Source organism: Pseudomonas sp. BRG-100 (assembly GCF_000737955.1).
GTDB classification, from domain to species: Bacteria; Pseudomonadota; Gammaproteobacteria; order Pseudomonadales; family Pseudomonadaceae; genus Aquipseudomonas; species Aquipseudomonas synxantha_A.
In genome coordinates this window covers 5,335,310-5,346,355 of record NZ_JPRX01000001.1, presented here as the reverse complement: position 1 = coordinate 5,346,355, position 11,046 = coordinate 5,335,310, and the positions used below count along the sequence as shown (strand labels likewise).

The window sequence follows — 11,046 nt, the reverse complement described above, 5'->3', positions numbered from 1 at the left end:
AATAGCCGACATTCAGATCAGCCCATTGAGGAAATTACTCGGAGGTCCAAACGTTCCACCACTCGATCTCGCCGCGTCCTTAACCATCGATATCGCCGTTACGGATGGCCATCCTGATGGCTTGTGCTGTCGTTGTCACGCCCAGACGTCGGCGCGCTGAGCGCAGGTGATTTTCAACCGTACGCTCCGACAAACCGAGAGTTGCTGCAATATCCGCTTGCCGTCTTCCGGCAGCCGTCCATTCCATGACTTCGCGCTCTCGCGGGGAAAGGCTTTGTAACGCTTCGTCCAGTGGAGCCTCAAGCAACCCCCTAGCTGCGAAAAAAGCGGCCGTCGCAACCAGGCTTAGTCCCAAGCGAACCCGCGCGCTTCCATCCACCGGCTCACCCCCCAAGCTCATCGCGCCCTCAAGCCCCTGCGGGCCGAAAACTGGTACCTGCAACCCCTGAATCCCTGGATCACCTGGAGAACGAATCACCCGGTAGCGCTCTTCTCCCTTGACCTGTTCTTTCTGCCAGAAGAAGGATTGCCGAGCATTCAGAAGGTGGCGAGTCACCGGACAATGTCGAACATAAGTCTCGGCATCCACCGATCGACCGTTATCGAACCAATCGCCTTCGACCCAGTAGATATGCTCAACCACTTCTTCACTTGCCGGCGATGCAGAAAACAACACGAATCGATCATAGCCGTAGGGTGTGGCAAAACCCCTGACGGCTTTCTTGATTGATTCAAGTGTGCGCGCCGTCTCTATCTCCAGAGCAGCTCGCATCGCTGTTTCGGCCGGCCCGTCGCTCACTACGATGCGACCTCTTTCAACAATGCTTCAGCTGCCAACTTGCCCAGATTATTGCCTGCCAGTGGGCTGTCGCCGGTCAGCAACTTGCGGTCTTGGAGCGTTGCACCTGAAATATCCTGGTTGACGATCTCAACTCCCAGGGCTTTCAATTGCTCACCAAATTTCCAGGTCAAATGCCCAGGCATATAACCGATGTCGGGCGTTTTTGCGTCGAGACTGTCTGGAAATGCGCAGATCTTGTAGCCGTTGAAAATGTAGGAATCCCTCGACTCTCCAATACCCGCCGCGAGCATTGCTGCTGGGCCGTGACATAGGGAAATCACAAATTTGTCGTTGGTGATTGCCCAATGCAAAGCCGCTTTCACGTCGGCACTCTCCGGCAATCCAATCAGCGCGCCGTGTCCGCCGGGTATGAAAACCCCGATGTAATCCGAATCCTCGCCCAGTGCCTTTTCGACCACATCGGAAAGCTTCAAGGGTTTTTTGAACTGTTCGCGGTATTTGGCGTAGAAATTCTTTACCTCGGTATCTTCGGAAGGCATGGCCCAGAATTCAAACTTCACCGGATTGCCTGACAGGGTCGCAACGTCGAACGCGAAGCCGGCTTTGTCGAGGTGGTACATGGGTAGCAACGTCTCGACCGGGTGATTACCGGTGGAAAACATGGTGCCGTTGTCGGTCAGTAAATAGCGCTCGTCGGCGCCGATCAGCAATATCTTCCAGCGGCCACCTTGGTAAGGATTAGGGTAATCCGCGTCACTCAAATCAGATTTTGGCGAGGTAAATTGGCTTAGCGAGTATGGAGAGGGGAAAAAGGCATTGTCCTCTGCCTGATCCGGTGTGGGGCGCTTGTCGTCACTCTGCAAGGTAGTCATGGTTTTCTCCTACGAATGGGCCGATTGTCGAAATCAATGCTAATAGCGTGACGCAGGCCCAGCAATGAGGGTTTTCCCTCAAAGAAATTTTCCGCACCCATACAGTACGCCGATCGGCCGCTTTTGGCCGAAAGCAGGCCTCCGACCAACCTGATACCCAGAGTTAAACCACCGGTATCTGATACACAACCGACTCATATTTTTCCGACATCCGCCTCTCAATGACAACTCCCCCCAAAGTTTCGGCAATACGCCGACTCGCACGATTCTGCGTCGCAACAGGGTAGATAAAGTGCTTTGCCACCACCCACTGGCTAGCCCACTGAACAACCGCCCGCACCGCTTCACCACCAAACCCCAACCCATGTTTATCTTCACGGATCCAGATGCCCAACTCCGGTGTTTCACTGCCGGTATGGTGCAGCCCGACCAAGCCAGTAAAACGGGCATTCACCAGCTCCCTGACCGTGAACACGATGTCGCTACCATCCGCTATCGCAGGCAGCCACTGCCCCCAGACTTGCGCGTACTCTTCCAGCGAGGCAGGCGGTTCCCAGGACATGTAGCGAGTCAGAGTCGGCGTGATATAAGGGAAGGACTCAACAGCGTCCTGCTCGCAGAAGGGCTCGATGCTCAGGCGTTGCGAGAGAATGCGGATTGGGTGGGTGTCCACTGGCATTGCAATTTCCTTCCTGGGGGCCGTTACTCCATGTATGCCGTGAACATACCATGCGGGTCGCTTCATCAGTATCAGGCTCTCTATACTGGGCCCCCAGGATGGTAGTTGGAGCACACAATATGCCCGTCGCACCCAATCAAAATTCCCCGATCATTTTGGTCCCGGTTCAACAAAGCGACTTGGATAATCTGGTAGCCATTCGAATTGAGGCCATGCGCGAAAGTCTGGAGCGTGTTGGGCGATTTGATCCTGTGCGTGCGCGGGAGCGGTTTCTTGGCGGCTTTGAAGCTCGCGACACACGCTATATCGAGGCAGCTGGAGAGCGGGTGGGTTTCGTAGTGGTCAAACATCACCGCAATGAACTCTTGCTCGACCACTTGTATGTCAGGCCGAGCGCGCAAGGGTCAGGGGTAGGGTCCGCTGTTCTCACTCAGGTTTTCAAAGAGGCGGATGCGGCTGCGCTGCCTATTAAAGTGGGGGCTCTCAAAGAAAGCGCTTCGAATCGCTTTTATACTCGCCATGGCTTCCAGTTCATCGAAAGCAGTGAATTCGACAATTATTATGTTCGTCAGCCTATTCCGGCGATTGGCCCTCATTCCGGAACCATGGACTGACGTGCACTAGCCCTTCAGTTCACCAGCCCGATTGCTCGCCGCGTCGTCATACGCCACATACAGCGACTCCGCAATCTGGCTTTTGATCGCCTTGGTGGCCTCCAGCCCCAGCACAAAACCCTCGGCTTTACCGCCAGCACGGTTAAGTTCTTCATGGGTCGAGGCGCCAGTAATAGCGTCAAGCAGCTTGGCGGCGTGGGGGCCGACGCCTTTGGGGAGGGAGATCTGGTCGATGGACATTATCGCTACCTTGAAAAATGGAGTTCGGGAGCGAGTGGAACCACTGCCGGGGCTGGCATGGTAGACCTGTTTGCAGTGAAAGGGGTCGCTTTACGCGTAGCGGCGCTATTCTGTGCGGCTACGCAGTGAGGTGGGGGGCCATTGGTAAATCTGGAGGGGCTTATGGATTATTGCGTTGAGGGCTACTGCCTTCGGCCATTGTGCCGCGACGATTTCGAGAGGATCAGCCGTTACGAAAGCGTCAACCGCAGGCATCTGCAACCCTGGGAGCCGCTCAGGGATGAGGAATACTTCACCACTGGCAACGCCAAGGCCAGGGTCGAGCAGCAGGTAAACAATATGCAGGCTGGCAACGCTCTGTGTTTCCTCTTGCTTGAACCCGAGAGCGGAGAGGTTCTAGCGCGGTGTAACTACACGAACATTGTGAGGGGCGTTTTTCAGGCCTGTCATCTCGGCTTTTCGTTGGCGGAATCTGCCCAGGGCCGTGGCCTGATGAAAAGAACACTTCAGGTCACTAACCGTCATTGCTTTGAGCAGTTGGGGCTTCACCGGATCATGGCCAATCATTTGCCCCGCAATGTGCGAAGTGAACGCCTTCTGGAGTCGCTGGGGTTTGAAAACGAAGGTTATGCGCGAGCCTATCTGAAGATTGCTGGCGTTTGGGAGGACCATACGTTGAGATCGTTGATCAACCCTGAAGAATAAGCGCACCACCCACCCTACTCAGGAAAAAGCTGATGTCTACCGAGCCCCTCTGCCTGGTTTTTGTCCCCGCCCTTGCCGCCGTGCTGACGGCCGCCGAGTCAAAAAAGGGTGCCCCTCTCAGCGAAGTCGAAGTGTGCAATATCCGCGACCAGGCCACTTGCATTGCGGTAACCTTCTCCACCGCGCTGGCGATGGAACAAGAACGGGGTTACCCGGATATCGTTGCCGAGGATTGCTGGAATGAATGGCAACGGTTGCGTCCCTCGCTTCAATCGCGCCCGCTCTGATCAGCATAGGTATCTACACAACTCTGTAGCGCTCAGCGGTAACCACGATGCGAAGCGAGCCGCTGTTGATCTTGATCTGCTTTTGATCTTGATCTTAGGCGCCCCGTTAAACCACGCTGGCCGAACGCAGGCTTGAATTCGTGGGTAACCCGGCAGGACGCCGGGTTAGCCGCCCCGCGCCATGGATGGCGCGTGGCGGCGGCCCACGGATTCAAGCCTGTGTTCGGGCACACCGAGCCTAAGCGAGGTGCCGAGTGGTGGGGCAAGAGCGTTTTGCTTACTTTTGCGCTTTTCAAAAGTGAGCCGCTGTCAGAGCGGAACCCTAGGTGGCCGTTACCGCAGGAATGGATATGTACTCGGTATCACGGTGTCGAATGTAAGGCCGTCTTCGCAGGCAAGCCAGCTCCCACAATTGATCGTGGGGTGTCAGGTAGATTGGCGTCGGCTGTCAGGCCGTCTTCGCAGCGATGCGGCGACCCGACAAGCCAGCTCCCACATTTGTATTTCGGAGCGTCAGATGGACATGCATCGGCTGTCAGGCCGTCACGGGAGCAAGCTCCCTCGCCACAGATTTAGCGTCGTGCCGAAGTTGTGTAGATACCTATGCTCTGATCAGCCTATCGGCTGGCGCCCCAACCCACTCCCAGGATTCACGGACCTCCTTTTTATGCCGCCTGCCTCACGCGACCACGCCCGTATCGAACGCCGTCTCATTGCAGCCCTGACCGACGCCTGCGAGATCGCAAAGGTCGAAATCCCGGGCTTCGACTGGTTGACCCACACAGTCGACTACCGCGCCTTCCCCCAAAGCCTGCGGGTGATCTGGGTATTCGACAGCCTTGCGAGTAAGGCTCACGCCCTCGCAACCGGGGCAGACGCCCGTATGCGCGAGCTGACCACCGCCGCGCTGGATGACTCTGACGTGCACGTCCCGAACATCGCCCGCTGCGTCAGTTTCGACTCTGAAGAAGAATGCCACCTTCGGCATGGCGGCGATTGGCGTCGGCGGCTGGCTACTCTCCGGGCGATCTGAATCGCGCCACGGGTTACTGAGTATGGTGGAACACCTCGCTACCCCACTTTGCACGTCAACCAAGCGCCCCAGAAAAGGCTGCTGAAGAAACGGGTCGCGTCGCCGAAGCCGGCGTCGTGCAACAGCTTCTGAACCGCGGCCTCGGAATGGGGCGGGTCAGCGCCTTGAAGGATTTTGCCGAGCTTGGCCTTTACTTCGTCCGAGCTGGCGCCATGCTGACGCCACCGTTGCCCCCACGCCGCCAGCAGCAACGGCTGGCTGGCATACGCATAATGATTGCCCGCGACGATCAGCGGTGCCCCCGGTTTCAGGTGCGCCCGAATCGATCGCAGTATCCGGTCCTTGGCGTCGTCATCCTCCAGATGGTGGAGCACACCGATCAAGGTGGCGGCGTCGTATGACGCGTCTGCTGGCAGGTCTTCGAGCTGCCCGAGATGCAGGGTGGTTCTATCAAGCAAGTGGTTGGCTTCCAACTGCTGCCTTGCCGCGTCCAGCATCGGCTGGGAGGGATCAACCGCCATAAAACGCCAGCCCGGTTCAAGGCTGGCCATGGCGATGATCTCTTGCGCCGTACCGCCAGCGCCGACCACAAGTACCTTGGCCGAAGGGGTATCGCCAAGGCTTGCCGCCAGCATGCACGCTGCCAGGTCCTGGCACGCGTCATAGCCCGCCAATGCGATACGGCTTTGTCGTGCGTACTCGTTGGCTCTTGAGGTATCGAATTTGTCAGCAGGGTTGGGTGAGGATGAGTTCAAGGCGGTTCTCCGTGGCCTTGACGCAAATTACGTTAACCGTGGCAGCAAGAAAAATTCATTAATGTTATGTGCTGCATTCCCATGGGGAATGCGGGGGCGTGCGAGTGGAGGGGTTGCAGGATCGTACAAGCCTCTGACCTGTAGCCGGGATAGTCTGGCCTTCTCACCGACAGGAAGGCTCAGCATGACTCACCTACAGCAACCCGCCCAACCGATAAACCTCGCGCACAAAGCCTCGCTCATCGATCAGCAATGGAGCCCAAGAGTGGTTGCCGAAATGAACGACTACCAGTTCAAGGTGGTGCGCATCGAGGGCGAGTTCATCTGGCATTCGCACCCCGAAACCGATGAAGCCTTCCTGGTGCTCGAAGGCACGCTGCGTATCGACCTGCCGGGTGGCCCGGTGTATGTGAAGCCGGGTGAGTTGTATGTGGTGCCGCGTGGCATTGAGCACAGGACCGCCGCCGAAGGAGAAGCCAGGCTGATGATGATCGAGCCAAGGGGCATCTTGAACACCGGACACGAAGGCGGAGAGCGGACGGCAGTCAACGATCAGTGGATTTGAGCGCAGGCGTACGCTGCTTAGCGCTGTACAACCCTTAACCAAAACCCATAAGATGAGAAGAGTTATCATTTAAGCCAAGCGAATCTCACATGTTCAACGACAGCACCGCCTCGCCGGTCGAGCAGTTGTATACCCGCCACCGCACCTGGTTGCGGAGCTGGTTGCATCGACGTCTGGGGCACCGTGCCGATGCCGAGGACCTGGCCCACGACACCTTCGTGCGCGTGTTGTGTTCGCGCCAGGAGGTGGGCGAGCTGCGCCAGCCCATGGCGTTTCTGGCCAAGATTGCCAATGATTTGCTGATCAATCGCTGGCGGCGCCAGGCGATTGAACGCGCTTACCTGGAGGCACTGGCCGCTCGGCCCGAAGCGTTGGAGCCCTCGCCGGAGGAGCGACTGCTGACCATCGAGACCCTGCTGCAACTCGACTCATTGCTGGTGGGGCTGTCGATGCCGGTGCGGCGGATTTTCTTCTTGTCCCAGCTCGACGGCTTAACCTACCCGCAAATCGCCGCGCAGCTGAACCTCAGCGTGGCTCAGGTGCAGCGGGCCATGGGCAAGGCGTTCAGCGTGTGTTACGCGAGTCGTTTTGAATGAGCCTGCCGGTTGATCCGCAGGTCCGCGACAGCGCCATCAACTGGCTAGTCAAAAGCCAATCCGGGCTGATGAACGCTGCCGATTGTTTGGCTTTGCAGCAATGGCGCCAAGCCAATACCGAACATGAATACGCCTGGCAGCGCGTCAGCAGTTTGCCGTTGTCGTTGCAACCGGGAGCGACACTGTTGGCGGATGCCACCACGCGACGGGCGCTGGAAGCTGCCGGCAATGATCCACAGCAGCGCCGCCAGATGCTCAAGGCGCTGCTCGCCGTCGGCCTGCTCGGCGGGCTGTCGTGGCAGGGTGCGCAGTCCACCGTAGTACGTTCGGCGTTGGCCACTTATAGCACCGGCACCGGCGAGCGGCGCGAATGGCGGTTGGCCGACGGCGGTTCGTTGTGGCTGAACACCGCCAGCGCGGTCAACCTGGACTTCAACGCCGCACAGCGCAGCGTGCAGTTGGTCGAAGGCGAGATGGCCCTGGACGCGCCCGTCGAATCGCGGGCGCTGCAACTGCTGACACCCGACGCGACGCTGCATAGCCCGGGCGCTCATCTGCTGGTGCGCCACGACCGCCGGGGTACCCAGGTGACGGTCCTGCGCGGCTTGGTGCAGGTGCATGCGCGAGGCCACCAACTGCCCCTGCGGCTGGACGCGGGCTGGCGTACCCAGGTCAATAGCCAGGGTATCGCCGCGCCGGCTCCTGTCGATGGGTTCCTCGCCCAGGCATGGCTGCGGGGTTTGCTGCCCGCCGAACGCATGCGCCTGGACACGCTGCTGGCCGAACTCTCGCGCTATCGCCCAGGGATTTTGCGCTGTGGCGAAACCGTTGCAGGCTTGCGCGTTACCGGCAGTTTCCAGCTCGACGATACCGATGCAGCCCTGGCCCTGCTCGCCCAAGCGCTGCCGGTGCGCATTGAGCGGCGCACGCGCTATTGGGTGACCGTGGTGCCAGCCTGAAAATATTTTTGTCATACAGCGCAGTTTTTTCCACGTCGCTTGGCCTATGGGAATAACCCATCGAAACAGGTGGGCCTTCACCCTCAGGAGCCCTGCATGACCTCCCCCCTCCATGTTCTGCGCAGCCGCACGCTCGGCCTGCTGTTTCTTGGCTTGCAACCGCTGTACGGCGCGGCGGTGTTGGCAGCCGATGAGCGCCAGCACTTCCACATCGACGCCGGTACGCTGGACCAGGTGCTCTCGCGCTTTGGCGTGCAGGCGGGCATCAGCATGGCGGGGCGCGCCACGCTGACTGCCGGCAAGAGCAGCCAGGGCCTGACCGGCGACTTCACCACCGAAGCCGCGTTGACACGGCTGCTGGAAGGCACGCGCTTGAGTTATCAGCGCCTGGCCGATGGCAGCTACGAGCTGTACCCGGGCGGCACGGCCCTTGCGCTGCCCACGCAGAAAGTCATCGGCGAAGACCCACGAAAACAGCAGGTGTATTCGGCGCCGCGTTCCTCCGTGTATATCTCCGGCGAGGACATGCAGCGCTTCGGCGTGATCTCCGCCGGCGACCTGCTCAAAGGCCAGCCCGGCGTGCAGGTGGGCGACAGCCGCAACGGCGGCGGTTTGGATGTGAACATCCGCGGCATCCAGGGCCAGAGCCGCGTGGCGGTTACGGTGGATGGCGCGCAGCAAGCGCTGGATGTGTATCGCGGCTATGCCGGCACCCAACAGCGCAGTTACATCGACCCGGATTTGATCAGCGACGTGACCATCGACAAGGGCCCCAGCGTTAACTCCAGCGCCATTGGCGGCACGGTAAAAATGCGCACCCTTGGGGTTGAAGACATTCTGCGCGATGGGCAAAACATCGGCCTGCGCCTCAAGGGCGAGGCGTGGAACAACGGCGTTGCGCCCGCCTACCGCGACGGTCACTCATCCGAGGGCAGCCTGTACGCCGAACCGCACCGAAACCGTGGCGGGCTGTTCGGCTCCCAAGCCGAATCCGGCAGCGCCGCGTTTGCCTACACCCATGACCTGTTCGATGTGGTCGCAGCCTACGCTCACCGCAATCAAGGCAACTATTTTGCCGGCAAAAAGGGCCAGGATCGCTACCGTACCTACGACCGCTATGGCGACGAAGAAAGCACGGTGGCCAGCACTTATAACGCCGGCGAAGAAGTACTCAATTCGTCGGCCGAGACTGAATCCTGGTTGCTCAAGACCACCATCCGCCCCACCGACGAACACACCTTCGACCTCGGTTACCAGCGCTACAACGGGCACATCGGCGAGATCATGCCGTCGGATATTTTTCGGTTCGGCACCGGCGGTATCTACCAGTACCCGCTGGGCCATACCCAGATCGACACCTATACCGCGCGCTACCATTACCTGCCCACCAACAACCCGCTGGTGGACCTTACCACCAGCCTGTGGATGACCGATGCGCAAACCAGCCAACTGACTTCAGTGCTCGCGCCCGCTTCCCAAGCCTACCGTTCGGACCGCAACTGGAGCCGTCAGGCCAACCGTCGCATCGGCGGTGACCTGGCCAATACTTCACGGTTCACCAGCGACTATGGTGACCTCAAGCTGGACTTGGGCGGTGGCTTCCAGGTCGAAGAGCTGCGCCCGCAAAAAGGCGTGGTCACCACCCAGCACGACATCAACGCCAACCGCAGTTTGCGCGATGGTTCACGCCAGGAATTCAACCTCAACGGCAAGCTCGAATACCAACCCGTGGACCGCCTGACACTATGGGGCGGTGGCCGCTATACCTATTACCGCACACAAGACCATGTGCCGCTTTCAACGGCGCGCCGGGAAGAGCGCCCGTTGCGCTACGTGTCAGCCACGAACGCCGGGGCCTACGGCAACATGCTCTGGTTCCCCGACATGAACGGGGACTACACCGACACTACCGACCCGCGCCTGAACAACGGCATCGTTTTCAGTAACACCAACTACCCATTTGAGGGCCCGCGCTATAACGATTTCGGGGCCACGGATACCACGGTGTATGAGCCCCAAGTGGGCGAAGTGGTCAGCGGTTATGACTACTCCGGAAAAAACCGCAACAGCGGCGGTGCATTTGCGCCTGCCTTCGGCATCAATCTGGAGGTGGCGCCCGACACCTTCGTCTACGCCTCTTACACCCAGGGCCTGCGGATGCCGTCGCTGTTCGAGACCAGCCAGGGCGTATTACAAACCCTACCCGGCAAAGGCTTGAAGCCCGAGCGTTCGAGCAACTGGGAAATCGGCGCCAGCACCCTCCAAAAAGGCCTGTTTGTGGCTGACGATGAGGCGGCGATCAAACTGGCGTACTTCAACAACACGATCAAAAACTACATCACCCGTTACTACGACCCCAGCCCCGGCCTGATGGGCCAGATGCAATTCAGCAACACCGACAGCTTCAAGACCAGCGGCCTGGAGTTGCAGTCCCATTACGATGCCGGCCGTGTGTTTGCCGACCTGTCATCCACCTACTACCTCAAGACCCAAACCTGCGACTCGGCGTTCGCCGCTCGCCTGCGTGCCAGCAGCAACCGCTATCGCGACACCAGCCAGACGCCCAACTGCACGCCCGGCAGTTTCATGGGCTCCTACACCAACACCCAGAACCCGCCACGCTTTGCCGCCAACCTGACCACCGGCGTGCGCTTTTTCGACCAGTCGCTGACGGTCGGCACGCGCATCACCTACACCTCCGGCCCCACGGTGACCGCCGATAAACCCTGGCAGACAGGCGCCACCACGCCACAATTGGTCTATCGCGAAGTGACGCTGGTGGACTTGTTCCTCAACTACAAATTGCAGGACCACACCCAACTGAATGTCTCGCTGCAAAACCTCACCGACCGCTACTACCTGGACCCGCTGGCGCAAAGCTTTATGCCGGCACCGGGCCGAACCCTCAGGGTGGGTCTACAGACAACATTCTGACGCTA

General features: G+C 59.3%; 13 protein-coding genes. 8 read left to right on the top strand and 5 right to left on the bottom strand.

What is annotated here, in order from left to right:
* Positions 1 to 79: 79 nt before the first annotated feature.
* The 3 genes from JH25_RS03805 to JH25_RS03815 all read right to left on the bottom strand — a co-directional run bounded on the left by JH25_RS03805 (position 80) and on the right by JH25_RS03815 (position 2,353).
* Positions 80 to 799, bottom strand: a complete 720-nt coding sequence (locus tag JH25_RS03805; RefSeq protein ID WP_032880216.1) for a PA1136 family autoinducer-binding transcriptional regulator — start codon at positions 797 to 799, stop codon at positions 80 to 82.
* Entirely contained in the window at positions 799 to 1,674 is an 876-nt protein-coding gene (hchA, locus tag JH25_RS03810; protein ID WP_032880215.1) for a glyoxalase III HchA, read from the bottom strand. The genes JH25_RS03805 and hchA overlap by 1 nt, the downstream gene beginning before the upstream one ends.
* A gap of 163 nt (positions 1,675 to 1,837) precedes the next feature.
* The gene (locus JH25_RS03815; RefSeq protein ID WP_032880214.1) at positions 1,838 to 2,353 is read right to left on the bottom strand and encodes a GNAT family N-acetyltransferase; all 516 of its coding nucleotides are present in this window, start codon (positions 2,351 to 2,353) and stop codon (positions 1,838 to 1,840) included.
* Between the two features lie 119 nt (positions 2,354 to 2,472).
* On the opposite strand from JH25_RS03815, the gene JH25_RS03820 reads away from it, so the two are divergent.
* Positions 2,473 to 2,967: a GNAT family N-acetyltransferase gene (locus tag JH25_RS03820; protein ID WP_032880212.1), complete on the top strand. Its 495-nt coding sequence runs from the start codon at positions 2,473 to 2,475 to the stop codon at positions 2,965 to 2,967.
* Positions 2,968 to 2,973: 6 nt separating this feature from the next.
* On the opposite strand, the gene JH25_RS03825 is transcribed toward JH25_RS03820, so the two are convergent.
* Entirely contained in the window at positions 2,974 to 3,207 is a 234-nt protein-coding gene (locus JH25_RS03825) for a hypothetical protein (protein ID WP_003192651.1), read from the bottom strand.
* 162 nt (positions 3,208 to 3,369) lie between these two features.
* Here JH25_RS03825 and JH25_RS03830 point away from each other — a divergent pair, with 162 nt between their 5' ends.
* The 3 genes from JH25_RS03830 to JH25_RS03840 all read left to right on the top strand — a co-directional run bounded on the left by JH25_RS03830 (position 3,370) and on the right by JH25_RS03840 (position 5,232).
* Positions 3,370 to 3,912, top strand: a complete 543-nt coding sequence (locus tag JH25_RS03830) for a GNAT family N-acetyltransferase (RefSeq protein WP_032880211.1) — start codon at positions 3,370 to 3,372, stop codon at positions 3,910 to 3,912.
* Between the two features lie 32 nt (positions 3,913 to 3,944).
* Complete coding sequence (locus JH25_RS03835; protein ID WP_032880210.1) at positions 3,945 to 4,199, top strand: hypothetical protein; 255 nt, start codon at positions 3,945 to 3,947, stop codon at positions 4,197 to 4,199.
* A 667-nt stretch (positions 4,200 to 4,866) separates the two neighbouring features.
* Positions 4,867 to 5,232 carry a hypothetical protein gene (locus JH25_RS03840; protein WP_032880208.1) on the top strand — a complete coding sequence of 122 codons (366 nt, stop codon included), beginning with the start codon at positions 4,867 to 4,869 and terminating at the stop codon, positions 5,230 to 5,232.
* 38 nt (positions 5,233 to 5,270) lie between these two features.
* Here the strand turns inward: JH25_RS03840 and JH25_RS03845 are convergent, their stop codons facing one another.
* The gene (locus JH25_RS03845; protein ID WP_032880207.1) at positions 5,271 to 5,987 is read right to left on the bottom strand and encodes a class I SAM-dependent methyltransferase; all 717 of its coding nucleotides are present in this window, start codon (positions 5,985 to 5,987) and stop codon (positions 5,271 to 5,273) included.
* A gap of 184 nt (positions 5,988 to 6,171) precedes the next feature.
* Here JH25_RS03845 and JH25_RS03850 point away from each other — a divergent pair, with 184 nt between their 5' ends.
* From JH25_RS03850 to JH25_RS03865, 4 genes are all read left to right on the top strand, one after another.
* Positions 6,172 to 6,552, top strand: a complete 381-nt coding sequence (locus JH25_RS03850; RefSeq protein ID WP_032880206.1) for a cupin domain-containing protein — start codon at positions 6,172 to 6,174, stop codon at positions 6,550 to 6,552.
* An 89-nt stretch (positions 6,553 to 6,641) separates the two neighbouring features.
* On the top strand, positions 6,642 to 7,148 hold the full coding sequence (locus tag JH25_RS03855) for a sigma-70 family RNA polymerase sigma factor (RefSeq protein WP_032880204.1): 507 nt from the start codon (positions 6,642 to 6,644) through the stop codon (positions 7,146 to 7,148).
* A complete protein-coding gene (locus tag JH25_RS03860) occupies positions 7,145 to 8,107 on the top strand; it encodes a FecR domain-containing protein (RefSeq protein ID WP_032880203.1) in 963 nt (320 codons plus the stop codon). Before JH25_RS03855 ends, JH25_RS03860 begins: the two co-directional genes overlap by 4 nt.
* Positions 8,108 to 8,203: 96 nt before the next feature.
* Positions 8,204 to 11,041: a TonB-dependent receptor gene (locus JH25_RS03865; protein ID WP_032880202.1), complete on the top strand. Its 2,838-nt coding sequence runs from the start codon at positions 8,204 to 8,206 to the stop codon at positions 11,039 to 11,041.
* Positions 11,042 to 11,046: the final 5 nt, after the last annotated feature.

What these genes read in the sequence shown, in the direction of transcription:
- JH25_RS03850 (WP_032880206.1), top strand. Translation starts at nt 6,172, where the DNA reads ATGACTCACCTACAGCAACCCGCCCAACCGATAAACCTCGCGCACAAA.
- hchA (WP_032880215.1), bottom strand. Translation starts at nt 1,674, where the DNA reads ATGACTACCTTGCAGAGTGACGACAAGCGCCCCACACCGGATCAGGCA.
- JH25_RS03830 (WP_032880211.1), top strand. Translation starts at nt 3,370, where the DNA reads ATGGATTATTGCGTTGAGGGCTACTGCCTTCGGCCATTGTGCCGCGAC.
- JH25_RS03865 (WP_032880202.1), top strand. Translation starts at nt 8,204, where the DNA reads ATGACCTCCCCCCTCCATGTTCTGCGCAGCCGCACGCTCGGCCTGCTG.
- JH25_RS03840 (WP_032880208.1), top strand. Translation starts at nt 4,867, where the DNA reads ATGCCGCCTGCCTCACGCGACCACGCCCGTATCGAACGCCGTCTCATT.
- JH25_RS03815 (WP_032880214.1), bottom strand. Translation starts at nt 2,353, where the DNA reads ATGCCAGTGGACACCCACCCAATCCGCATTCTCTCGCAACGCCTGAGC.
- JH25_RS03835 (WP_032880210.1), top strand. Translation starts at nt 3,945, where the DNA reads ATGTCTACCGAGCCCCTCTGCCTGGTTTTTGTCCCCGCCCTTGCCGCC.
- JH25_RS03860 (WP_032880203.1), top strand. Translation starts at nt 7,145, where the DNA reads ATGAGCCTGCCGGTTGATCCGCAGGTCCGCGACAGCGCCATCAACTGG.
- JH25_RS03855 (WP_032880204.1), top strand. Translation starts at nt 6,642, where the DNA reads ATGTTCAACGACAGCACCGCCTCGCCGGTCGAGCAGTTGTATACCCGC.
- JH25_RS03825 (WP_003192651.1), bottom strand. Translation starts at nt 3,207, where the DNA reads ATGTCCATCGACCAGATCTCCCTCCCCAAAGGCGTCGGCCCCCACGCC.
- JH25_RS03820 (WP_032880212.1), top strand. Translation starts at nt 2,473, where the DNA reads ATGCCCGTCGCACCCAATCAAAATTCCCCGATCATTTTGGTCCCGGTT.